Origin of the sequence: Streptomyces sp. NBC_00569 (genome assembly GCF_036345255.1) — a bacterium.
Lineage (GTDB): Bacteria > Actinomycetota > Actinomycetes > Streptomycetales > Streptomycetaceae > Streptomyces.
On record NZ_CP107783.1, the window covers coordinates 1233846 to 1256988 of the forward strand.

At 71.3% G+C, this 23143-nt stretch carries 18 protein-coding genes; 9 read left to right on the forward strand and 9 right to left on the reverse strand.

Features of this window, described 5'->3' with window-relative positions; all coding sequences use genetic code 11:
* Positions 1 to 308: 308 nt before the first annotated feature.
* From OHO83_RS05740 to OHO83_RS05770, 7 genes are all read right to left on the reverse strand, one after another.
* Positions 309 to 2258: an acetoacetate--CoA ligase gene (locus OHO83_RS05740; protein ID WP_266678215.1), complete on the reverse strand. Its 1950-nt coding sequence runs from the start codon at positions 2256 to 2258 to the stop codon at positions 309 to 311.
* Entirely contained in the window at positions 2255 to 2848 is a 594-nt protein-coding gene (locus tag OHO83_RS05745; RefSeq protein ID WP_266678213.1) for an RBBP9/YdeN family alpha/beta hydrolase, read from the reverse strand. The genes OHO83_RS05740 and OHO83_RS05745 overlap by 4 nt, the downstream gene beginning before the upstream one ends.
* Positions 2845 to 4110 (reverse strand): MFS transporter, encoded by a 1266-nt coding sequence (locus OHO83_RS05750; protein ID WP_266678211.1) that lies wholly within the window; start codon positions 4108 to 4110, stop codon positions 2845 to 2847. The genes OHO83_RS05745 and OHO83_RS05750 overlap by 4 nt, the downstream gene beginning before the upstream one ends.
* Positions 4111 to 4114: 4 nt before the next feature.
* The gene (locus OHO83_RS05755) at positions 4115 to 4990 is read right to left on the reverse strand and encodes a TauD/TfdA dioxygenase family protein (RefSeq protein ID WP_266678209.1); all 876 of its coding nucleotides are present in this window, start codon (positions 4988 to 4990) and stop codon (positions 4115 to 4117) included.
* A gap of 42 nt (positions 4991 to 5032) precedes the next feature.
* Entirely contained in the window at positions 5033 to 6004 is a 972-nt protein-coding gene (locus OHO83_RS05760) for a quinone oxidoreductase family protein (protein WP_266678207.1), read from the reverse strand.
* A 135-nt stretch (positions 6005 to 6139) separates the two neighbouring features.
* The gene (locus OHO83_RS05765) at positions 6140 to 7198 is read right to left on the reverse strand and encodes a 3-keto-5-aminohexanoate cleavage protein (RefSeq protein ID WP_266678205.1); all 1059 of its coding nucleotides are present in this window, start codon (positions 7196 to 7198) and stop codon (positions 6140 to 6142) included.
* Positions 7199 to 7371: 173 nt separating this feature from the next.
* Entirely contained in the window at positions 7372 to 8391 is a 1020-nt protein-coding gene (locus tag OHO83_RS05770) for an AraC family transcriptional regulator (RefSeq protein ID WP_330278846.1), read from the reverse strand.
* Positions 8392 to 8658: 267 nt separating this feature from the next.
* Between OHO83_RS05770 and OHO83_RS05775 the strand changes: the two genes are divergently transcribed.
* From OHO83_RS05775 to OHO83_RS05785, 3 genes are all read left to right on the forward strand, one after another.
* Positions 8659 to 9753 carry a TauD/TfdA family dioxygenase gene (locus OHO83_RS05775; protein ID WP_329432375.1) on the forward strand — a complete coding sequence of 365 codons (1095 nt, stop codon included), beginning with the start codon at positions 8659 to 8661 and terminating at the stop codon, positions 9751 to 9753.
* Positions 9704 to 11206: a long-chain-fatty-acid--CoA ligase gene (locus OHO83_RS05780; RefSeq protein ID WP_266678201.1), complete on the forward strand. Its 1503-nt coding sequence runs from the start codon at positions 9704 to 9706 to the stop codon at positions 11204 to 11206. Before OHO83_RS05775 ends, OHO83_RS05780 begins: the two co-directional genes overlap by 50 nt.
* A 282-nt stretch (positions 11207 to 11488) precedes the next feature.
* Positions 11489 to 13471, forward strand: a complete 1983-nt coding sequence (locus tag OHO83_RS05785) for an ABC transporter ATP-binding protein (RefSeq protein ID WP_330278847.1) — start codon at positions 11489 to 11491, stop codon at positions 13469 to 13471.
* Positions 13472 to 13614: 143 nt separating this feature from the next.
* On the opposite strand, the gene OHO83_RS05790 is transcribed toward OHO83_RS05785, so the two are convergent.
* The gene (locus tag OHO83_RS05790) at positions 13615 to 14295 is read right to left on the reverse strand and encodes a DUF2238 domain-containing protein (protein ID WP_330278848.1); all 681 of its coding nucleotides are present in this window, start codon (positions 14293 to 14295) and stop codon (positions 13615 to 13617) included.
* A gap of 100 nt (positions 14296 to 14395) precedes the next feature.
* Entirely contained in the window at positions 14396 to 16069 is a 1674-nt protein-coding gene (locus OHO83_RS05795) for an FAD-dependent monooxygenase (RefSeq protein WP_330278849.1), read from the reverse strand.
* A gap of 268 nt (positions 16070 to 16337) precedes the next feature.
* Between OHO83_RS05795 and OHO83_RS05800 the strand changes: the two genes are divergently transcribed.
* From OHO83_RS05800 to OHO83_RS05825, 6 genes are read left to right on the forward strand one after another with little or no spacing between them, the layout of a single operon-like run.
* A complete protein-coding gene (locus OHO83_RS05800) occupies positions 16338 to 17108 on the forward strand; it encodes a GntR family transcriptional regulator (RefSeq protein ID WP_330278850.1) in 771 nt (256 codons plus the stop codon).
* A gap of 41 nt (positions 17109 to 17149) precedes the next feature.
* Complete coding sequence (locus tag OHO83_RS05805) at positions 17150 to 17377, forward strand: 4Fe-4S dicluster domain-containing protein (protein ID WP_055563275.1); 228 nt, start codon at positions 17150 to 17152, stop codon at positions 17375 to 17377.
* Positions 17378 to 17391: 14 nt separating this feature from the next.
* Positions 17392 to 18738, forward strand: coding sequence for an ABC transporter substrate-binding protein (locus tag OHO83_RS05810; RefSeq protein WP_330278851.1), 1347 nt, complete (start codon positions 17392 to 17394; stop codon positions 18736 to 18738).
* Positions 18735 to 19592, forward strand: coding sequence for an ABC transporter permease (locus OHO83_RS05815; RefSeq protein WP_266678187.1), 858 nt, complete (start codon positions 18735 to 18737; stop codon positions 19590 to 19592). The genes OHO83_RS05810 and OHO83_RS05815 overlap by 4 nt, the downstream gene beginning before the upstream one ends.
* On the forward strand, positions 19589 to 20338 hold the full coding sequence (locus OHO83_RS05820; RefSeq protein WP_330278852.1) for an ABC transporter ATP-binding protein: 750 nt from the start codon (positions 19589 to 19591) through the stop codon (positions 20336 to 20338). The genes OHO83_RS05815 and OHO83_RS05820 overlap by 4 nt, the downstream gene beginning before the upstream one ends.
* Before the next feature lie 47 nt (positions 20339 to 20385).
* On the forward strand, positions 20386 to 23097 hold the full coding sequence (locus OHO83_RS05825) for a fumarate reductase/succinate dehydrogenase flavoprotein subunit (protein ID WP_266680184.1): 2712 nt from the start codon (positions 20386 to 20388) through the stop codon (positions 23095 to 23097).
* Positions 23098 to 23143 lie beyond the last annotated feature (46 nt).

A 23143-nucleotide genomic window follows, 5' to 3' on the forward strand; every position in this document is an offset into this window, starting at 1 on the left:
GTCGTCGGGACCAGGGTGTGCCTCGCATGGCCCTCCCATCCGGATCCCTGATCCCTGGTCACGCCGGTCACCGCACGGGGGCATCGTCCGGCGGGGTCCGGCTCACCGACGTCCGGGGCTGCCTGACGTACGGGGAGTACCCCACCTGCCCGGGAGGTTCCGCGCCGCCAGAGCATCCGAGGCCCTTCGCACGCCCCATCGAGAGCATCGAACCGCCACGCAACGTCGAGGTGGTGATCGGCGTTGTCCGTATGAGCGAAGGCGCCCGACCAGGTTCTGTCCGTCAGGCGCCTCACCACGGCGCGTTCTCAGTGCTGTCCCAGCCCGGCCGCGAATTCCGCGAACCAGGCCAGCATGTCGGGGCGGGTCACGGCACCTTCCGCGCTGACCTCGGTGACGCGGGCGCCCTGGAGGATGCGTTTGACGGGGACCTCCAGCTTCTTGCCCGTGAGGGTGCGGGGCACGGCCTCGATGGGGACGACGGCGTCGGGGACGTGCCGGGGCGACAGGCTGTGCCTGATCGCGCCGACGACCTCGGCACGCAGGGCGTCGTCGAACCGCTCCCCGTCCGCGGGCACGACGAACAGCGGCATGTAGTAGCGGCCGTCCGGCAGCTCGGCGCCGATGACGAGGCTGTCCGCGATCCGCGTGAGCCGTTCCACGACGGCGTAGAGGTCGGCGGACCCCATGCGCACGCCCATGCGGTTGAGCGTGGAGTCGGAGCGGCCGGCCACGACGACGGACAGGTCGGGGTCCATGGTGACCCAGTCGCCGTGCCGCCACACGCCCGGATAGACGTCGAAGTAGCTGCTCCTGTACCGCTCGTCGTCGGGATCGTCGACGAAGCGGAGCGGCATCGACGGCAGAGGTGCCGTGACGACGAGTTCGCCCTGCTGCCCCACGAGCGGCTGCCCCGCGGCGTCCCAGGAGGCGAGCGCGACGCCCAGGGACGGGCCGGAGATCCGGCCCGTACGCACCGGCAGCAGCGGGGAGTCACCGGCGAGCACGGAGCAGATGTCGGTACCGCCGCAGATCGACTGGAGCCGGGCCTTCGGGGCGAGCCGGTCGCGGACCCAGTGCCAAGTGTTGTCGGGCATCGCCGAGCCGGTCTGCAGAATGGTCCGCAGCGCAGCGAGGTCCGTGGCGGCGGCCGGGTGAGCCCCGGCCTTCTCCGCGGCGACCAGGTAGGCGGCGCCGACGCCGACCGTCGTGGCACGGGTGCGTTCGGCGATCCGCCAGAGGCCGTTGGCGTCGGGGTGGGTGGGGCTGCCGTCGTAGAGGACGAGCGTGCTGCCGTGCAGGAGCCCGGCGACCATGAAGTTCCACACCATCCAGCTGGTGGAGGTGTGGAAGAGATAGCGGTCGTCGGCGCGCAGGTCCACGCCGAGCCCGAGCGCCTTGAGCAGCTCGACGACGATGCCGCCGTGGCCGTGCACGATTCCCTTCGGGACGCCGGTGGTGCCGGATGACCAGAGGATCCACAGCGGATGCTCGAACGGGACGTCGGCGTAGTCGAGTTGGGCCTCGCGGTCGGCCATGCCGGACCACTCGTGCTGCGTCACGTCCGGCCGCTGTGACCATGCCGGTCCGGCGGCGGACGTGTGCAGGCGGTCGACGGCGACGAGGTGGCGGACCGTGGGCAGACCGTCCAGGATCTCGGCGATGTGCGGGCGGCGGTCGTACGCCTTGCCGCCGTGGCGGTAGCCGTCCGCGGCCACCAGGACCGTCGGCCGGACCTGGCGCAGCCTGGCGAGCACGCTGGGCGTGCCGAACTCGGGTGCGCAGACCGTCCAGGTCGCGCCGACGGCAGCCGTGGCCAGGAGGGCGACCACGGCCTGCGGGACGTTCGGCAGGTACCCGGCGACGCAGTCACCGGGGCCGACGCCCATCTCTCGCAGGGCTTCGGCCATGCCCGCCACTTCCCTGGTGAGCCGGTCCCAGGAGATCTCAACAGGGTCGCCGGTCTCGGTCACGGCGATGAGCGCGGGGCGTTCGTCGGTGGCACGGGCGAGGCACTGCTGCGCGAAATTGAGGCGTGCTCCGGTGAACCAGGTCGCGCCGGGCATCCTCGCGTCGGCGAGCACCTCGTCGTAGTCGCTGACCGTGTCCAGGCCGTAGAACTCCCACACGGCCGACCAGAAGCCGGGCAGGTCGTCGGTGCTCCACCGCCACAGCTCGGCGTAGTCGGTGAACGACAGGCCGCGCTCCTGCGCCAACCAGGCCAGGAACTCGGTGATGTTGGAGTTCCGCGCGCTCATGCCGACACCTTCGGGCCCGTCGTCGCACGGCAGCCGAAGGCCTGGAGGATCTCCAGCGCGTGGGGCCACTCGCCGTAGCCCGAGGCGGGGTTGAGGTGGCCGACGGGGCCGAGGTCGACGAGGCGGCTGCCCCACGCGTCGGCCAGTTCGGTGACGCGGTCGAAGCGGGCCAGGGGGTCGTTCGTGCTCGCCGCGACCACGCTGGGGAACGGCAGCGTGGCGCTCGGCGTCGGCAGCCAGCCGTTGTCACGCAGGGTATGCGGTGCGGGGTGGCCGTCCGGCAGCGGGGTTTCGAAGTCGGGCGGCGTCGCGAGGAGAGCGCCGCGCACAGGGCGGGTGTGCCGGGCAGCCCAGTGGACGGTGGTGTGCACGCCGGCGCTGTGCGCGACGAGCACGACCGGTCCCTCGATGCCGGACACCACGTCGTGCAGAGCGGTGACCTGCGCGTCGCGGCTCAGCCTGAGGTCCGTCAGGGGCGGCACGGTCACGGAACCGGGGAGGCGGGCGGCGAGGGCCGTCTGCCAGTGGTCGAGGACGTGGTCGCGCAGGCCGGGCACGAGCACGACCGTGGGCGCGGGAACGGGGTTCATATGGAGATCTCCGTCTTGTAGAGGGCCGGGGCCGATGCCGAGATGAGGCCCTGGTCGTAGTGGCGTCTGCCGAGGACGAACGCCAGACCCGCCACGACGGCGACGAGCGGGACCAGGCGGAGCGCGCCGTCCAGGCCCATGCGGTCGGCCAGCATGCCGGTCACCGCGGGGCCGGGCGCCAGGCCCAGCAGACTGTTGGCGAGGGTGAGCGTCGCCATGGCCGTCGCCGCGACGGCGGCCGGTGTCAGGCTCGCCACCATGGCGGCGGCGGGTCCGGCCGTGGCGTTGGAGAGCAGCGTCCCGGCACCCACGAGGAGAAGTTGCGGTATTCCGGGCGGGAGTTGGAACCCGCCGGTGAGCAGGACCAGCGAGCCGAAGCTGCACACGATGGCGACGGTCCACTTGAGGTGGGGGTTGCTGCGGCCGAGCCGATCACTGACGATGCCGCCGCCGATCATGCCTATCCCGGTGATCAGCGCGAAGCCTCCGGCGGCGAGTCCGGCCTTGGCGGGCGGCAGGCCGTAGTAGCGGTCGAGGAAGCTGGGCATCCAGGCCAGCAGTGCCATCGTGATGAACATCTGCAGGCCGCTGCCCACATAGGCGCACAGCACGGACACCGACGAGAACAGCCGGGGTAGCAGTGCCCGTACCGGGCCTCCCGTACCCGGTGCGGGGCCGGTGCCGTGCCCGGCCGGCGCGAGTCTCCGCTCCGTCACGACGACGCCGTAGACCGCGGCCAGGACCAGCCCGAACAGGCCCATGACGCCGAACGTCCAGCGCCAGCCCATGTGTTGGGCCACCACACCGCCGATCGACACACCGAGTACGGATCCGAAGGCGCCGCCCGCGATGAAGGCGCCCGACAGCGTGGCCCGCAGGCCCACCGGGAACACGCTCAGCACCACCGCGATGCCCACGCTCCCGTAGGCCGCCTCGCCGACGCCCACCATGAAACGGCCCAGGAACATCTGGCCGTAGCTCGCGGAGACGGCACAGCCCAGGGTGGCCAGGCTCCACACCACCGCCGCGAGGACCAGGCTCCTGACCCGGCCCCAGCGGTCCGCGAGCAACGACAGCGGAAAGGTGAGCACGCCGACCATGAGGGCGACAATGCCGCTCAGCGACCCCAACTGGGTGTCGGAGAGCAGCCATTCGGCCTTCAGCAGCGGAAACACCGCGTTCAGGACCTGCCGCGACATGTAGTCGGACAGCAGGAGCCCGAAGCTGAGGGCGAACACCAGCCACGCGTAGCGACGCGTCATCGGCTCAGCAGGGCCTGTCACCGGCGATGCCGGCGCGTTCCATCTTGCGGACAGCGGGCCAGTAGTCCTGGACCGCGTAGTGCTGGGTGGAGCGGTTGTCCCAGAGGGCGACGCTGTTCGGGGTCCAGCGCCAGCGGACCTGGTACTCCGGGACGGCCGCCTGGCTCGTGAGGTAGTTGAGCAGGTGGCTCGCGCCGGGCGCGTGGTCCTGGCCGAACCGCACGTTCTCGGGGGTGTGGTGGTTGACGAAGTGGGTGGTGAAGGAGTTGACGAAGAGGATCTTCTCGCCGGTCTCGGGGTGGGTGCGCACGACCGGGTGCTCGGCGTCCGGGTAGCGGGCCTTGAGCTGGTGGCGCTGTTCCGTCGGCATGACCGCGCCGAAGCTCGCCTCGATGCTGTGCCGGGCGCGCAGACCGTCGATCTGGGTGCGGATGTGCTCGGGGAGCCTGCGGTACGCCTCGGCCATGTTGACCCAGATCGTGTCGCCGCCGACCTCGGGCGTCTCGACGCACCGGAGCAGGGCGCCCATGGGCGGGCGGTCGCGCCAGGTCGCGTCGCAGTGCAAAGCGTTCTCGTAGTGCTCGGGCTTGCTGTCCAGGTCCTTGTAGATGCGGACGAGGCCGGGGTGGTCGGGGTCGCTGCCGAGGACCGGGTGGTCCTCCAGCGGGCCGAGGCGGGAGGCGAACCCGACGTGCTCGGCGCGGCTCATGTCCTGGTCGCGCAGGAACAGCACCTTGTGGCGGAGCAGGAGTTCCTTGATCTCGGCGAAGAGCGCGTCGTCATGGACGGCGTCGCTGAGCTGGACGCCGTGCAGTTCGGCGCCGATGGTGCAGGTCAGCGGATCGACCTGGATCCGGGTACGGGCAGCGGTCCGGGGCATGGGTGTTCTCCTGGGGTACGCGGGGAGGGTGGGACGGGTGGCTCAGGGGATGAGGACGGACGAGCCCGTCGTGCGGCCCGCTTCCAGCGTGCGGTGCGCGGTCACGGCGTCCTCGAGGGCGAAGCGCTGGTCGACACGGATCCCGATGCGGCCGGCTGCCACGTGGCCGAACAGCTCCCCGGCGAGGTCGTCCCGCTCGGCGGGGTCGGCGATGTAGTCGGCCAGCGCCGGACGGGTCACGAACAGTGAGCCGTGCTGGACGAGTTGCATCGCGTCCAGCGGCGGCACTCCGGACGAGGTGCCGAAGCAGACCAGCAGGCCGCGGCGGCGCAGCGAGGCCATGGAACCGGCGACCGTGTCCTTGCCGACGCTGTCGAGGACGAGCGGGACACCGGCCCCGTCGGTCAGCTGCCGCACGCGCTCCGCGACGTTCTCCTGCCGGTACAGGATGGTGTGGTCGCAGCCGTGGGCACGGGCCAGTGCGGCCTTCTCCTCGGTGGAGACGGTCCCGATGACGGTGAGGCCGAGCAGCTTCGCCCACTGGGAGACGATCAGTCCCACGCCGCCCGCGGCGGCGTGCAACAGGATCGTGTCGCCGGGCTTCAACGGGTGGATGCGGCGCAGCAGGTAGGAGGCGGTGAGGCCGCGCATGGTCATGGCAGCGGCGGTCTCGAAGTCGATGCCGTCGGGGAGCCGGATCAGGGAGTCGGCGGGCATGACCCGCTCGGAGCTGTACGCGCCGAGCGGGCTGCCGGTGTACGTGACACGGTCGCCCTCGGCGACGTGGGTGACGCCCTGGCCGACGGCCTCGACGACACCGGCGGCCTCGACGCCGATTCCCGCGGGAAGCGGCGCCGGGTACAGACCGGTGCGGAAATAGGTGTCGGCGAAGTTGAGGCCGACGGCCTCGTGCCGGACCCGGACCTCGCCGGGGCCGGGGGCGCCGACGGTCACCTGTTCGCGGCGCAGGACCTCGGGGCCGCCGGTCTCGTGGAAGCGGATGGCGTATGCCACGGCAATGCTCTCTTCGTTCGGGTTGTTCGGCGTGCTGTGTTCGGGGGCGGCTGTGCTCGTTCGGCTGGATGTGCTGGTTGGGGGTGCTGTGCTTGTTCGGCCGGCTGAGCTTGTTCGGCGGCGACCGGGCCGACGTCAGCCGGCGGTGCCGCCGAGCATGAAGCCGCGCTGTCCGGGACGCCGGTTGGGCACCATGCCGAGCGCGGCCAGGGTCTGGTCGGTACCGGAGTAGTACTCGCCGATGTGGTAGATCTCCTTGGCCTCCGCGCCGTTCGCGATGTCGCGGCCGAGGGTGTCGGCGATGCTGACCATCTGCTCGACCTGCTTCACGGAGCTCATGCGCTCGCCCTTGCGGGCCCACAGGTTGTCCTCGTTGCCCACGCGGACGTGGACGCCGAGGGCGATGCCGATGGCGTTCATGGGGGCGACGGCGCGCATCGAGGACTCGATGGTGAGGACGGCGCCGTCGGGGACACGGCGGACGAACTCGATCAGGTCGGCCGGGTGCCGTCCGGAGAACCCGCCGCCGATGGCCACGTAGTTGAGGACCAGAGGGCCGGTGTACACGCCGCTGCGGATGAGACGCTCGACGGTCTCCAGCTGGGCCAGGGTGGCGAGCTGGAAGTGCGGCTGGATGCCGTTCGCGTGCAGCCGCTCGAGGTGTTCGAGGTAGAAGTCGGGGCCTGCCTCGACGACCATGTCCCGGTACGCCGCGTAGTAGTCGGGCTTGGCGATGGACGTCCCGGCGAGGTCGTCGTCGGACATGATCTCGACGATGTTCATCTGGCTGGTGTTGATGGCGATCGTCACCTGGTCGGGCCGCGGGTCGAGTTCGGCCAGCAGGTGGCGGGTGTCGTAGCTGAGCCACTTCGCCTCGGAGCCCTCGTCCTCGGGGGCGAACGAGATGGATCCGCCGATCTGCAGGACCATGTCCGGGACGGCCTCGCGCAGCCGCCCGATGAGTTCGTTGAACTTGGACATGCGCTTGGAGCCGTGCCCGTCCAGTTCACGCACGTGGATGTGCAGGACGGTGGCACCGGCGTTGTAGCAGTCCACGGCGGCCTGGACGTGCTCGTCCATGGTGAGGGGGAGGTCGTCGGCGTCGCCGGGGAGCCACTCGGGGCCGTAGGGAGCGACCTGGATCACCAGCTTCTGCTGGTTCTCGGGCAGCAGGGAGTCATCGAGGAAGTGCATCGTCATCTCCTGGTACGCGGACGCGCCGGGGGCGGCAGGCCTTGGTGGGCACACCGACCCGACTCATGGCTGGCGCAAGGGCCTTGATCGACGGAGCCGAAGTGACCCTTGCGGTACGGCCACGTTAGGAGCGGGTTACACGCGGCGCTTTACCCCAGGTGACAGGAGACTTGTCAGTTGGGGACAGGGCCGGAGGCGGACCGCTGGGCGCGCCACTCGCGGGCGCTGCTGCCGAACTGATCCCGGAACCAGCGGGAGAAGGCGCTGGGCGCGGAGAAACCCAGGAGCCCGGCGATCTCCGTGAGGGAACGGCTCGGATTCGCCACGAGCTGCTCGGCGAGCTGCGTGCGCGTGGCGTTGACGAGCGAGGAGAACGTCTCCCCCGACGTGGCGAGGTGCCGGTGGACGGTCCGGCGGTCGACGCCGAGGCTGCCGGCGACCTGTTCGATCGAGCAGCGCCCCGTCGGCAGCAGTACCTCGATCAGCTCGCGCACCCGGTCGAGCTCGGTGGTGTCCTCGGAGACCGCGATGGAGTCGAAGTACTGCCGGGCGTATCCGCGCAGCAGGGGATCCGACATCGTATTGGGGGTGTCGAGTTCGGTCGCGTAGAAGACGATGCCGTTGAATTCCTGGTCGAATTCCACTACGGGTCCGAAGAAACGCCGGTGTGCGGCGGTGTCATGGGGTGCGCCGTGTGAGAAACACACGGACAGTGGCTGCCAGCGGGCGCCGAGGAACACCCGGATAAATCCGTGCAGCACGCCCACGGCCAGCTCTACGGATTGCCGGGCCTCACGCACCTCGCCGAGCGCGAGGCTCACCTTCAAGGTGGCGAGCCCGTTCGCCTCCGTGAGCCGGCTGCGCAGCATCTCGTTGTACATGCGCTCTTGGCGCACCAGGAGCTGGACGGCGCTGCGCGTGTCCGGTTCCTCGCGCAGGACGAGGCTGATCGGGCCGAGGTTGGAGAAGCGGCGCCGCTCAGCGAGGAGCAGGCCGAAGTCCTCGCGCCGCGCTGCCGCCGCCGACAGTTCGAGCAGCTCGGCGACTGCCGCGCCGGGAATCCAGCGGTCCTGGACGGCGAGTCCGACGGGGTCGAGGCCCACCTGCTTCATGAGGGCACGGGGGTCGATGTCCAGGGACTGACTGAGCTCGATGTAGCTGCTCAGGGCTGCGTTGCGGACCAGCGGTTTCATCGGTGCGCTCCAGGGCTGTGTCCCAGATTGATAAGTCATCTGTCCCGTGGGGTCAAGCGACGGCGCGAGGTCGTGACTTAGCGTGGCACCACCGCGAAGGCCGCACGGAATTCCGATGGAAGACACCTTGGCAAAGCGCAGGCCCCTTGAAAAGGGGTCGGTATCGCGACGAAGAGGCAGTGCGAGAGTCGGTGAATTCGGGTTCTTGCACTCAGGTCCTGGCACTTTCCTCTCATGGACTTTCCCGGCGGAGAAAGGATGAATGTGGTGCGTGGGCGATCCCCAGAACTCCCCCGCCGCCCCTGCACGGGTCCGGCCGTGTGGCGAGGCCGGGATCTCTCGGCCTCCCCGGCCTGGGCGCTGCACCTGTCACCCGCGCGGCTCGACGAGCTGGACGCGGCCGTGCGGACGGTGCGTGCCCGGGGCACCCCTCTGCTGAAGGTGACCGTCGGCCACTTCCCCCTGCCGACCCTGGCGGGCGAGCTGCGGAGGGCGGCCGACGAGCTGGAGAACGGCCGGGGCTTCGTGCTGGTACGAGGCATCCCGGTGGAGCGGTACAGCGAGGAGGAGGCCGCCGTCCTCCTGTGGGGTGTCGGACAACACCTCGGGATCCCGGTGTCGCAGGACGCGACCGGTCACATGCTCGGGCATCTGCGAGACGGTCCCGACGTCCGGGCCGTGCCGTCGCCACGCACCGAGGCCGCCGATGCGCTGGCGCTGCTGTGCCTGCGCGCGGCCGGCTCCGGGGCGCGTACGGCACTCGCCAGCTCGGCGGCGGTGCACAATGCCGTACTGGCCGGCAGGCCCGAGCTTCTCGACGGCCTGAGCCGTACGCACTTCCTCGACCGCCGTGGGGAACAGCTCCCGGGCGGACTCCCCTGGCAGGCGGTGCCGCTCGCGCACCGGGACGGCGAGAGGCTCAGCCTGCGCTACGACCGCGGCCGCCTGGAGTCCGCGCAGCGGTATCCCGAGGTACCGCGCCTGAGTGCGGCCGAGCGGGAGCTCTTCGACCTCATGGACGAGACGGCGTCCTGCCCGGATCTGCGCCTCGACATCGACCTCACCCCCGGCGACCTGCTGCTTCTCAACAACCATGCGGTCCTGCACGCCCGCACACCGCGCGAGGACTCACCCGAGCCCGAACACCGGTGTCACCTCCTCCAGGTGTGGCTGACGCCTCATCAACCACGCTCACTGCCACCTGAGTTCTGGGGCAATGAGCACGACGATGAACACTCCCGCACCGGCGGGCGCGGCGGAGTCGCGCCGCGCGATGTGATCACCCCGCACCCCCCGACGAAAGGGAAGCCACATGTCCGACCTCTGCGCACTCCTGGCGCGATCCGCCCGGTCCCACGCTGACCGGACCGCTGTCCGTCAGGGCGACCACGTCCTCACGTACGGGGAACTCGACGACCTGACCGCCCGGTTCGCGGCACTGCTGCGGGCCAGGGGCGTGCGGGCGGGCGACCGTGTGGCGATGGTCCTGCCCAACGTCCTGCACTTTCCCGTCGTGTACTACGGCATCCTGCGCGCGGGCGGCGTCGTCGTCCCGATGAATCCGCTGCTGAAGGCGGACGAGATCGCGTTCGTGCTGCACGACTGCACCACCCGATTCCTGGTGGCCTCGCCGTCCTGCGCCGACGAGGCCGTTCCGGCGGCGGGGACGGCCGGCGTGGAGTACCTCGTCGCGGACCCGGCGACCCTCGACGCTCAGCTGCGCCTGGCCCCGCCGATGACCGGAGCAGCCGGGAACGCCGATGACGACACCGCGGTGATCCTTTACACGTCGGGCACGACGGGGACGCCCAAGGGGGCGGAGCTGACGCACCGCAACCTGGTGAGCAACGCGCTGACGGCGGCCCGGACGCTGCTGTGCGCGGGACCGGACGACGTCCTGTTCGGCGGGCTCCCGCTGTTCCACGCCTTCGGGCAGACGTGCGCCCTGAACACCGCGATCGCGGCGGGCGCCTGTCTGACCCTCCTGCCTCGCTTCGACGCGGCCGAGGCGCTGGAGATACTGCGCCGCGACGAGGTGACCGTCTTCCTCGGCGTCCCCACGATGTACACCGCGCTGCTCCGGAGCGGCGTCGGGCCGGCCCTGCCGCGGCTGCGGCTGGGGGTCTCGGGCGGCTCCGCGCTCCCCGTGGAACTGCTGCACGCCGCCGAGCGCGAGCTGGGGGTCACGGTGCTGGAGGGCTACGGCCTGTCGGAGACGTCGCCGGTGGCCTGCTTCAACCCGCCGGACCGGCCCCGCAAGCCGGGTTCCATCGGGCTTCCCGTGCGGGGGGTCGAGTTGCGGCTGGTCACGGAAGACGGCCGTGTGGCCGGCCCCGGCGAGGTGGGCGAGCTGGCGATCCGGGGCGAGAACGTCATGAAGGGGTACTGGAACAGGCCCGACGCCACCGCGCGGGCGTTCCAGGAGGGCTGGTTCCACAGCGGTGACCTCGCCCGTGTCGACGAAGACGGCTACTACTTCGTCGTCGACCGCAAGAAGGACCTCGTCATTCGCGGCGGTTACAACGTCTATCCGCGCGAGATCGAGGAGGTCCTGTACCGGCACCCGGACGTCGCGGAGGCCGCGGTGATCGGGGTGCCGGACCCGGCGCGCGGCGAGGAGGTGGCCGCCGTGGTGGTTCTGCGGCCCGGCGCCCGCGTGACGACGGACGAGCTGCGTGACTACGTGCGACAGCGGGTGGCGGCCTACAAGTACCCGCGGATCGTGAGATTCGTCGACGCGCTGCCCAAGGGGGCGACCGGCAAGATCCTCAAGCGGAACATCGCGCTCGTCCCGCCGGAGCCTTCGGGAACCTGACCCGACGACGCACGCGGATCCGGCCAGAACTGCCGTCCGCGCGACACGCCATCCCTCGAACGGGTAACCAACCCCGCACGGGTGATTCGAAAAGGAGATGACGGCCGCACCGCCGGAGGCCGCTTGCCACGCTCCCCGCGTTCGAACTTTCGAGCTACAGATCGCACTCCCAACACCGTTACGAGTCACAGATCGACCCCGTTGTCCGAGCATCTGTCCGATCGCCGACGTAGGAGGTCCCATGGAGCAGCATCGGGTGTCGAGCGGGACGGGGGCGAGCGCATGAGGCTGTTGCGCCGTCCCGAGCCGGGTGCTCCCGTTGTCTCGGCCAGTGAGAAGGAGTTGTTCGGCGGTCCCTTGCGCTACGACGCGGGCTGGAGCAAGCACGAGTACGCCCGCCTCGACCTCACTCTGTGGAGTGCGCTGAAGTCGCTGCCGCACCTGGTGCTGCAGACGGTGCGACTGGCCTGGCACACGGATCGACGGTCACTGGTCACCGTAGGGGTGACGGAGGTGGGCCAAGGCATCGCGGCGGCACTGAAGTTGCTCGCCGTGAACGCGGCCCTGCACGCCGTCGTCGCCGCCGGCACCGACGTGCGCGGCCTGCGCGACGCGCTGCCGGCCGTGGTGATGACCGCCGTGGTCCTGGCCGCCAACGCGCTGCTCGCCTCCTGGTCCACCGCGGCGGCGGGGAGCCTGGAGCCGAAGGTCGAACGCGCCGCGTCCGAGCAGTACTTGGCGGCGTGCCAGCGGGTCGAGATGTCGGCGATCGAGGACGGCACGTTCCGGGAGCTGATCGACCGCGCCCAGTACGGCGCCAACGAGGCCCGCCACATGATCGGCGCCAGTGTCGCGGCGATCAACAGCGTGCTGTCCCTGGTCGCCGCGGGCGGCGTGCTGTCCGTGCTCAACCCGGCCCTGCTGCCCATGCTGCTCCTGATCGTCGCGCCGCGCGGCTGGGGCGTGATGCGCGTGGCCCAGCAGCGCTACTTCTCGACGATGACCTGGATCGAACACCTTCGGGCCAGCCGGGTGCTGTCCAATCTGCTCACGTCGGTCACCGCAGCACTGGAGGTGCGCGTGCACCACGTGGGCGCGTTCCTGCTGCGTCACTACCGGATCATGGCGCACACGGCCGAGAGCGAACAGGAACGCCTGGCCAAGGACAAGGCCCGCACCGAACTGGCCGCTTCCGCTCTCTCCGGTCTCGGATACGCGCTCACCTTCACGGTGATGATCGGCCTGTGCCTGACCGGCCGTATGAGCGTCGCCGTCCTCGGCACCGCCATCATGGCCATCAACGCGGGCTCCGCCAGCATCGGTTCGCTCGTGAACACCATGAGCCAGCTGCACGAACAGTCGCTGTACGTGCACGACCTGACCGACTTCCTGAAGAAGGCCGACGACCTGGCCATCCCCGAAGGTGGCCGCGCCCTGCCCACACGCCCCCGGTCCATCCGCCTCGACAACGTCTCCTTCCGCTACCCCGGCCGGGAGGAGCCGGCCGTCGACAACGTCTCCTTCAGCATCGAACTCGGCACCGTCATCGCACTGGTGGGCCCCAACGGCTCCGGCAAGTCGACCCTCGTGCGCCTGCTGTCCGGCCTGCACTTACCCGGAGAGGGCCGGATCCACTGGGACGACGTGGACATCGCCGAGGCCGACCGGCAGCAACTCTTCGGCCACGTCAGCCTGCTCACCCAGACCTTCGAGCGCTGGCCCTTCACCGCCGCGGCCAACATCCGCATCGGACAGCCCGACCGTGACGTCACCGACGAAGACCTGCGCACCTCTGCCGCGTACGCCGGAGCGGACCGCGACATCGCCGGACTCCCCCACGGCATGAACACCTTGCTGGGCAAGAACTTCCGCGGCGCCAGCGACCTGAGCGGCGGGCAGTGGCAGAAGATCGGGCTGGCCCGCGCCCACTTCCGCGACGCCTGCATGATCGTCGTGGACGAGCCGACGTCCGCCCTGGACCCGGACGCGGAACAGCGTGCCTTCGACCAGATCCTCGGCCTCGCGGGACCGGACCGCATCATCGTCCTGGTCACGCACCGCATGGCCGCGGTGCGCCGCGTCGACCGCATCTTCGTCCTGGACGAGGGCCGGCTGATCGAGGAGGGCAGTCACGCCGAGCTGTTCGCCGCCGAACCCGCCAGCCGCTACGCGCAGATGTACCGACTCCAGGCCGACCAGTACGAACACCACCGCCCCGCCCGAGTCCCCGGCCCCACCCGGCCGCCCGCCTCCGAGCCGGCGTGACCTGCGGGCAGCCTGTCCGACGCGGCGATCTCGGTACTGGGTCAGCGGCTCACGGCGGTTCCGCGGTCGATGCGCGACAGCTTCTCGGGGTTGCGCACGGCACAGAGCCCCTGACGCCGCTGACGAGGCGCCGCGCTCCGGCATCAGCCGGCCAGACGGGTCAGCTGCCGGTCGTGCCACTTGCTGAGCACCAGCAGCGAGACCGTGGCGCCGATCAACGCGCAGAACATGTCCCATTGGGTGTCCCACACATCGCCCTGGGTGGCGAGGAAGGCGTCCGCCGCGTGCCCGCCGATGACCGCCGCCGCCCACTCGAACATCTCGAAGACCGCGCTGAACGCCAGGCACGCGCAGACCGTGAGCGGCGCCAGCCATCGGCTGCCGCGCAGCGGAGACGTCCGAATCAGCAACTCCCGCACCAGGATGGCCGGTACGAAGCCCTGCATCAGGTGCCCGAACCGGTCATAGGGATTCCGGGACAGCCCCAGTCCTTCCTTCACCCACTCGCCCACCGGCACCTGGGCATACGTGTAGTGCCCGCCCAGCGCGAGCACCAGCGCGTGCGCCGCGAGGAGACAGCACAACAGCCCCGACAGCGGGAACCGCCGCCGGGCCAGGACGGCCAGCGGCAGTCCGATCAGCACCCACACCACTTCCAGCAACCAGGTCGTCCGGTCGTGCGGTGCCCAAGCGGAGACGGCGAGCCCCACGACCACGACGGCGACGCAGACACCGGGCAGCACCGACGACGGGGCCGCGAACGGGGCCGCCGGCGAGGCCGGATTGTTCGCCGTCCGGCGACGAGCAGCTGCGATCAGGGACATCCGGGCGCTCCTTCTTCTCGGTCACCTCATCGTGGCGGCCCGGAAGGCGGGTGGCCTGAGTACGGCTACTCAATCGGGAGCGGGCGACGGACGGTGGTGATCACGCCGGCGGGGACAGCGCCGTGAGGTAGTCGGACAGGGCCGCCGCCGTGTCGGCGAGGGGGAAGCGGGCGCCCAGGTGTCCGTCGGGGCGTACGACGAAGCCGGTCGGGCCGTCGGGGCGGTAGAGCCGGGCGAACTCCCCGGCGGCGTCACGGTATCCGGCCACGGCCAGGGGGTCGAGCCCGGCCGGCTCGGCATCGCGGGCGAGGACGGCGACAGCCTCCAGTCCGGCCCCGGGGAGCGTGCCGTCGGTCGGTTCCCCCGCGGCCTGGATCGTCCCGGCGGCCCCGGCCAGGCCGTCGGCGTCGGCCCCGTACAGGAGCACGACGTGTGCCGTGCGGCCGCGCAGGATGTCGAGCAGGCGCAACGGGTACGCGGCGACGGGCTCGGCGAGCCCGGTGCAGTCCGGGGCGCGGTCACCGGGCTGGGGCGCGTCGGCGGACCCGTTCGGGCTCCCGGCGAGCGGTCCGTCCCGGTAGCCGATGAGCAGTTGGGCCTCGCGGAGCATGATGGTCCGCGGCGCGTCGGGGTCGGCTTCGATGCCGTGCGTGGCATGCCGCACGGTCCGGCCGACGACCTCCTCGCCGACCGGGCGGCGCTCCGCGTCGTAGCTGGTGAGCAGGGCGGGTCCGGCCTCGCCCCGGATGACGAGGGCGAGCTTCCAGGCCAGGTTGCACGCGTCCTGGATGCCGGTGTTCATGCCCTGGGCGCCGGTGGGCGGATGGATGTGGGCGGCGTCGCCCGCGACGAAGACGCGTCCGTCGGCGTAGCGGTCGACGATGCGGTGGCTGATGCGGAAGATGGACGACCAGCGCATGTGGGAGAGGGTGGCCGGCGCAGGGGCGAGGCGGTCGACGACTGCCTGGATGTGGGACAGCTCGGGAGCGCCACCGCTCTGCAGGCCGTGCGCGACACCGTCCCCCCGCGTGGACCCGCGGTCGGCGCCCTGCTCGCCGAGCTCGGGCGGGACCAGCGTGGACATGCGGTAGCGGCCGTTCCCGGGCAGCGGGATGCAGACCAGCAGGTCGTCGGTGGAACCGTCGTCGGCGCGGTGCAGGGACCGTACGCCGTAGCCGTGCGGCATGTCCCAGTCGGCCTCGACGTCGGCCAGCATGTAGCCCTCGTCGAAGGCCCCTCCTTCGAAGCTCAGGCCCAGCCCTTTGCGGACGGTGCTGTGCGCTCCGTCGCAGCCGACGAGATAGCGGAGGCGCAACTCCTCCTCGGCACCGGAGTCGGTGCGCAGCAGGGCCGTGACCCCCTCCTCGTCCTGGGTGAACGACAGCAGTTCGGTACCGCGTTCGATGAACGTGCCGAGGTCGCCGACGTACTCCTCGATGAGGCGTTCGGTCTCGTACTGCGGCAGTGCGGCGAATCCGTAGGGCACTTCGGGCGGCAGGACGAGGTCGATGCGGGCCTGCTCCCGGCCGTTGACGTAGATCAGCTGGCCGCGCATCGGGACGGCGGCCTCCAGCGCGGCGCGGGCCAGGCCCATCCGGTCCCAGATCTCGAGTGTGCGCGGCTGGATACCGACCGCTTTGGCGTAGGGGAGGCGGGCCGGCAGGCGGTCGACGAGGCGGCAGCGCACCCCGTGCCGCCGCAGCTCCGCGGCGGCGCTCAGCCCGACCGGGCCGGCGCCCACGATCAGTACGTCGGTTGTTCGGGCGTGCTCCACGGGTACCTCCCCGTACCTGGCCCCCGGAACCGGCCCCGTCCTCCATCGTCGCCCGCCGCCGTGCCGGGGGCGAGCCGGCCGCCCGCCCTCCTGCCCGCACTCCCGCGACCGTGCCGACCGACCGCTGTCCACGTAGTGGGCGGTCAAGTGGCGGATCTTGGTCGTCCGCCGTCGATTCAGGCAGGTCAGAGCGGTGCGGCCGGAGCCGTCAGGTGGCGCAATACTGCCGCAACACCATCGGAGCCGCGGCGCCGGTACGTTCCCTGCCATGCCAGCCGAACGTATCCCCGCCTCGCTTCCGGTCGCCGCCGCGCGCCGTCGGCGGCTGCGTGCGGACCAGGCCCGGCAGCTCGCGGATCTGCTGCGCCACCAGATCCTGTCGGGCGGATTCCCGCGCGGCGTCCTCCCTCTGGAGGACGTCATCGCCGCCGACTACCGCGCCAGCCGCAACACCGTCCGGCAGGCCCTCGACCTGTTGCGCGGCGAGCAGCTCGTCGAGCGGAAGGCCGGCGTCGGCACCGTCGTGGTCTGCGAGAAGTACCCGCACGGCCTCGACCGGCTGCAAGGCCTGGCCGAGACCCTGCACGAGCACGGCCGGGTCACCAACGAGGTCCGCACCGTCGGGCCGGTCAGCGCTCCCGGCCCGGTGGCGCGCCGGCTCGGTCTGCCCGACCACACCGACGTGCTCTGTATCGAGCGGCTGCGGCGACTGGACGGACTGCCACTGTCCCTGGACCTGTCGTACCTGCCCATGGATGTCGGCGGTGACCTGCTCGGCTGCGATCTGGAGAACACGGACGTGTTCCGGCTCCTGGAGACACTGACCGGCGGCCCGCTGGGGCATGCCGAGATCACTCTCGAAGCCGTGAACGCCGACGCGCACTCCGCCGCGGTCCTCGAGGCGCCGCGCGGGAGCGCCGTTCTGATGCTGGAGCGGCTCACCCATCTGCCCGACGGGCGGCCCGTGGACCTGGAGTTCATCCGCTTCCGCGGCGACCGCATCACCATGAGCGGCGTCCTTCGCCGCCACTCCGTCTGACCCACCCCACGTTCCCTCTACGACCCTCCCTGGAGACAGCCATGCCCGTTGTCCCGCAGCGCGCCGACGTACCCGTGACCATCGACGAGTCGCGGTGTATCGACGGCTGCACGCTCTGCGTAGACATGTGTCCGCTCGACTCGCTCGCGATCCGCGAGGACAACGGCAAGGCGTACATGCACGTCGACGAGTGCTGGTACTGCGGCCCGTGCGCGGCCCGGTGCCCCACCGGCGCGGTCACCGTCAACATGCCCTACCTGCTCCGGTGAAAGGCCCGACTGCCGTGTTTCATCGACCCGTTGCGACACTCGCTCGGCTTCTGCCGCCGGCCCTGCTGCTGCCCCTGGTCACGGCCTGCGGTGGCGCCGCCGGGGCCGAGGACTCCAAGACCGTCACGGTGACCGTCGGATACCAGTCGAAGACCATCAACACCGTCACCGCCGGAACGCTGCTGCGCTCCCTCGGCTACTTCGAGGAGGAACTCGCGGCCCGCGGCAAGAAGGACGGCAGGACCTACAAGGTGAAGTGGCAGGACTTCGCGACCGGCGCCCCCATCACCGCCCAGATGACCGCCGGGAAGATCGACATCGGGTCGATGGGCGACTTCCCCCTGCTGATCAACGCGGCCCGGGGCAAGCAGCTGGGTCAGCCGACGCGGCTCGTCTCCGTCACCGGCTACAACCTGCGCGGCGGCCTCAACACCGTGGTCACCGCGCCCGGTTCGCACCTGAGGTCACTGGCCGACCTGCGCGGCAGGAAGGTGTCCACCAGCGTCGGCTCGGCCGCCGACGGCACCCTCGTACGAGCCCTGAAGAAGGCCGGGATCGACCCGGAGAAGGGCATCAGAAAACTCAACCAACAGCCCAGCGTGGGCGCGTCCGCCCTGACCGCGGGCAGCGTCGACGCCCTGTCCCAGTTCGTCGCCTGGCCGGGCCAGTTGGCGTACGAGGGCAAGGCGAAGGCCCTGTACGACGGGGCCGACCTGAATCTGCCGACGTTCCACGGAGTCACCGTCCGGGAGAAGTTCGCCGAGGAGCGCGGCGGGGTCCTCGACGACTTCCTCCAGGCTCAGAGGCGGGCCACCGACTACCTCCGCAAGAGGCCGGTCGCGGCCGCCGAGTCGGTGGCCGAGGAGACCGGCCTGCCCGCCGAGGCGGTCTACCTCTACAACGGCGCCCACGGCATCGCCACCTTCGACCCGGCGCTGCGGCCCGAGTTGATCGCCGCGCTGAAGAAGGACGTCCCGATCCTCAGGGCGGCCAAGCTGGTGGGCGACGTCGACGTGGACTCCTTCGTCGACCCTGAGCCGCTGAAGCGAGCCACGCACGCACCGGCGTATCCGAGGGCGGGCGCCGCCAAGTCCGAGCTGTGGCTGAAGGGTCAGGACTCCACCCGCACCTTCGACAGTCCGAAGCAGCTCCTCAGGGCGCTGAAGGGAGCTGAGGTCCGGGCCGCGTACGTACCCGACGCGCTGACCGGCACTCTGTGGTTCGCCGACCGCGCGGTGTGGGTGGCGGACGGCTCCGACCTGCGCGCCTTCGTCACCCCGAGCCACGCGCGGACGTACATCGAGCGGCACGCCGGCGCCAGGGTCGTCGGCTACGCGGACGCCGTGAGGCTCGCGTCATGAGCGCGGGCCGCCGCCTGATCCGGGCGGCGTCGCTCGCCGCGGCCCTCGGGCTCTGGCAGCTGCTGACCTCTCTGGACGTCGAACTCTGGCTGCGGTTCGGGCAGTTCCCCACGGTCGGCGAGGTGGCGTCCGCCTTCGGTGACCGGCTGGGCACCGCCCCGTACTGGCAGGACGTCGCCTACAGCCTGCGCCGCATCGTGATCGGGTTCCTGCTGGCCGCGGTGCTCGGTGTGGCTGCGGGCACCGCGATCGCGCGGTCCCGGTGGGTCGCCGATCTGCTCGGCCCGCTGATGGAGGTGGCGCGGCCGATCCCGGCGATCGCCCTGGTCCCGGTCGCGATCCTGCTGCTGCCCAGCAACGAGCAGGGCATCGTGTTCATCACGTTCACCGCCGCGTTCTTCCCGGTCCTTGTGTCGACGCGGCACGCGGTGCGTGCGCTGACGCCGGTGTGGGAGGAGGCCGTGCTCACCATGGGCGGCGGCCGGCTGCGGGTGCTGTTCTCGGTGGTGCTGCCCGGCGCGTTGCCGGGCATCTTCGGCGGGCTCTCGGTGGGCATCGGCGTCGCGTGGATCTGTGTGATCTCGGCGGAGATGATCTCCGGTGAGTACGGGGTCGGCTACCGCACGTGGCAGGACTACACGGTGGTCGACTACCCCGGCGTCTTCGTCGGCATGGTCACCATCGGCGCCCTCGGCCGGCTCACGTCCACGGCGGTGGAGTTCCTCGGCCGCCGCGCCACCGCCTGGCTGCCGCGGCCGCCCGAGCGGGCGCCGTCCCGTGCCGCGCGCCGCGCCGCCGCTCCCCCGGCCCTTTCGTCCCCCGCCCCGGCCCTGGAGAAGGAGCCCGTCTCATGACTCCGACGCGTACTGCTTCGCTCCGACCGGGTGCCGAACTCGCTCTGGAGGACGTGCGGCTCGGCCACCGCGAAGGACAGCCCCTGCCCGGCACCGTGCGCCTCCGGATCGCGCCGGGCGAACTCGTGGCCGTGCTCGGCCCGTCCGGGTGCGGCAAGTCGACGCTCCTTCGCACCCTCGCCGGGCTGCTGCCTCCGTTGGGCGGGCAGGTCACGCAGGACGGGGAGCCCATCGGCGGGCCCGCCGCCGACCGGGCGCTGGTCTTCCAGGAGAACGCCCTGCTGCCGTGGCGCAGCGCCCGTGCCAACGTCGAACTCCCTCTGGCCATAGGGCGGTTGGGACGGGAGGAGCGACGGATTGTCGCCGACGAGTGGCTGGAGCGCGTCGGACTGGCCGAGCATGCGCGCAAGCTGCCGCGGAAGCTCTCCGGCGGGCAACGGCAGCGCGTCCAGCTGGCCCGCGCCCTGGCCGGGCGGCCTCGCGCGGTCCTCATGGACGAGCCGTTCGGCGCCCTCGACCCGCACACCCGCGCCGGCATGCAGGACCTGCTCGTGGACATCCTGCGCGGCACGGGCGCGACCGTCGTCTTCGTCACCCACGACGTGGACGAGGCGCTCCACCTCGGTGACCGGATCGCCCTGCTCTCCTCCGGCGAGGTCCTGGCCGTCCCGCACCCCCGGCAGCGGGACGCACACGACGCGCCCGCCACCACGGGCCTCCGCCGTCGCATCCTCACGTCCCTCTGACCACCCGCACCCCTGTGAAAGGCCCGCCCGTGGACACCCCCCTGGCCATCCCCGCCCTCTCCGACGCGACCGAACTCTCCTGCGACGTCCTCGTCATCGGCGGCGGCACCGCGGGCACCATGGCCGCCCTGACCGCCGCCGAACGCGGCGCGGACGTACTGCTCCTGGAGAAGGCACACGTACGGCACTCCGGCGCACTCGCCATGGGGATGGACGGCGTGAACAACGCGGTCGTCCCGGGCCGGGCCGAACCGGACGACTACGTCGCGGAGATCACCCGCGCCAACGACGGCATCGTCGACCAGTCCACCGTGCGCCAGACGGCGACCCGAGGCTTCGCGATGGTCAAGCGCCTGGAGTCGTACGGCGTGAAGTTCGAGAAGGACGAGCACGGCGAGTACGCGGTCCGCCAGGTGCACCGCTCCGGTTCGTACGTGCTGCCGATGCCGGAGGGCAAGGACGTCAAGAAGGTCCTCTACCGGCAGTTGCGGCGCCGCGAGATGCGCGAGCGGATCCGCATCGAGAACCGGGTGATGCCGGTCCGCGTACTCACCGTGGACGGCCGTGCCGTGGGTGCGGCCGGATTCAACACCCGTACAGGCGAGTTCGTCACCGTGCGGGCGGGTGCGGTGATCCTGGCCACCGGGGCATGCGGCCGCCTCGGCCTGCCCGCGTCCGGCTATCTCTACGGCACGTACGAGAACCCGACGAACGCGGGCGACGGCTACGCCATGGCGTACCACGCGGGCGCAGCGCTCACCGGGATCGAGTGCTTCCAGATCAACCCGCTGATCAAGGACTACAACGGGCCGGCCTGCGCGTATGTCGCGAACCCGTTCGGCGGCTACCAGGTGAACCGGCACGGCGAGCGGTTCGTGGAGTCGGACTACTGGTCGGGGCAGATGATGGCCGAGTTCGCGGCCGAACTCGCCTCCGACCGAGCCCCGGTGTACCTCAAGCTCAGCCATCTGCCGGAGGAGACCATCAACGCTGTCGAGTCGATCCTGCACACGACCGAGCGGCCCACGCGCGCCACCTTCCACGAGGGCCGCGGCCACGACTACCGCACGCATGACATCGAGATGCACATCTCGGAGATCGGCCTGTGCGGCGGCCACTCGGCGTCCGGCGTGCGGGTCGACGCGCACGCCCGCACCACCGTGCCGCGCCTGTACGCGGCCGGCGACCTGGCCTGCGTACCGCACAACTACATGATCGGCGCGTTCGTCTTCGGGGACCTGGCCGGCGAGGACGCGTCGCGGTTCCGGTCCTACGAGGGAGAGTTGCCCGGCGATCAGCTCGCCACCGCTCATGAGCTGATCTACCGGCCGCTGCGTCACCCCGACGGGCCGCCGCAGCCTCAAGTCGAGTACAAACTGCGGCGGTTCGTGAACGACTACGTGGCGCCGCCGAAGGCCGGGGCGAAGCTGTCCCTGGCTGTGGAGGCCTTCGAACGGATGACCGGCGAGATCGCCGGGATGGGGGCGCGCACCGCCCATGAGCTGATGCGGTGTGCGGAGGTGTCGTTCATCCGGGACTGCGCGGAGATGGCGGCGCGTGCCTCGCTGGCGAGGACCGAGTCGCGCTGGGGCCTGTATCACGAGCGGCTCGACCACCCGGAGCGTGACGACGCGGGGTGGCTGCACCATCTCGACCTGTACAAGTCCCCTACGGGGGGCATGGAGTTCAGGGCCCGGCCGGTCGAACCGTACGTCGTTCCGGTGCCGGAGTTCGAGCCGTCGGCGGCCGGGGCGGAGCGGGTGCTGGGCGAGGTCGCGTTGGTACCGGTGGCGACGGCGGGGCAGCGGAACGTCGCTCCGGCCGCCCGCCCGGCGGCGTCCGCCACGCCGGCCCCCTCGCCCCCGGCGACCCGGGTTCCCTCATCGAGCCCCACCCTCCTCGCTCTCCTCACCCTGGCCGAAGAGTCTCCCGATCTGGACGCACTCTCCGCCTACCTTGAGGACTCCGACCCGGCGGTGCGGGCGGCCGCCGTCTCCGTCCTCGCCGAGACGGTGCCCGCCGGGGCCGGTCCCGCGCTCGCCGCACGGCTGCGGGATGCCGCGCCCCAGGTCCGGCAGGCCGCCGCGGGAGCGCTGCGCGAACTGGCTGAAGTCCTTTCGGCAGAGCCCGAGTTGGGGTCCCGTCTGCGAGCAGCCCTCGGTACGGCGGACCCGGCGGTGCGGGGCGCCGCGCTCGACGTCCTGCGGGAACTGCGGCTCGGCGACGCCTCGGTGTACGCCGCCGTGCTCGCGGACACCGACATCGACGTCCGTATCCGAGCCGTCCGGGCCCTGGTCTCGGTGGACGCGGCCGCTCAGCTTTCGGCGGCCACGGCAGATCCGGCCCGCGAGGTCAGAGTCGCGGTCGCCCGCGGTCTCGCGGCGGTGCGCGACCCGTCGCCGGCCCCGCTCGCGCCGCTCCTCTACGACTCCGACCCGCTGGTGAGGGCAGCCGCTCTCACGGCACTCGCCGATACGGGATGTCCGCCCCCGTACACCGAACGGGCCGTGGCCGCGCTCGACGACTCCGCCTGGCAGGTTCGGGCCGGCGCCGCGACCGCCCTGCGAACGGCCCGGCTCGCCACAGCGGTTCCCGCCCTCGCCAAGGCATCCACCGACCCCGACGCGGACGTCCGCAAGGCCGTCGTCCTGTCACTCCTCGCCCACCGCGCCGACCCCGACGCCCGCGCGGCCCTCGCCGACGCGACCGCCGACCCCGACGCGGACGTCCGTGCCTACGCGTCCCGCGCCACGACGTGACCGCCCCGCGTGACCGGCGGGGCCGACGTCACGCGATGACCGCATG

Coding starts and splice junctions, on each gene's coding strand:
- OHO83_RS05745 (WP_266678213.1), bottom strand. CDS start 2,848: ATGAACCCCGTTCCCGCGCCCACGGTCGTGCTCGTGCCCGGCCTGCGC.
- OHO83_RS05765 (WP_266678205.1), bottom strand. CDS start 7,198: ATGCACTTCCTCGATGACTCCCTGCTGCCCGAGAACCAGCAGAAGCTG.
- OHO83_RS05790 (WP_330278848.1), bottom strand. CDS start 14,295: ATGTCCCTGATCGCAGCTGCTCGTCGCCGGACGGCGAACAATCCGGCC.
- OHO83_RS05750 (WP_266678211.1), bottom strand. CDS start 4,110: ATGACGCGTCGCTACGCGTGGCTGGTGTTCGCCCTCAGCTTCGGGCTC.
- OHO83_RS05785 (WP_330278847.1), top strand. CDS start 11,489: ATGAGGCTGTTGCGCCGTCCCGAGCCGGGTGCTCCCGTTGTCTCGGCC.
- OHO83_RS05815 (WP_266678187.1), top strand. CDS start 18,735: ATGAGCGCGGGCCGCCGCCTGATCCGGGCGGCGTCGCTCGCCGCGGCC.
- OHO83_RS05755 (WP_266678209.1), bottom strand. CDS start 4,990: ATGCCCCGGACCGCTGCCCGTACCCGGATCCAGGTCGATCCGCTGACC.
- OHO83_RS05780 (WP_266678201.1), top strand. CDS start 9,704: ATGTCCGACCTCTGCGCACTCCTGGCGCGATCCGCCCGGTCCCACGCT.
- OHO83_RS05800 (WP_330278850.1), top strand. CDS start 16,338: ATGCCAGCCGAACGTATCCCCGCCTCGCTTCCGGTCGCCGCCGCGCGC.
- OHO83_RS05770 (WP_330278846.1), bottom strand. CDS start 8,391: ATGAAACCGCTGGTCCGCAACGCAGCCCTGAGCAGCTACATCGAGCTC.
- OHO83_RS05805 (WP_055563275.1), top strand. CDS start 17,150: ATGCCCGTTGTCCCGCAGCGCGCCGACGTACCCGTGACCATCGACGAG.
- OHO83_RS05740 (WP_266678215.1), bottom strand. CDS start 2,258: ATGAGCGCGCGGAACTCCAACATCACCGAGTTCCTGGCCTGGTTGGCG.
- OHO83_RS05820 (WP_330278852.1), top strand. CDS start 19,589: ATGACTCCGACGCGTACTGCTTCGCTCCGACCGGGTGCCGAACTCGCT.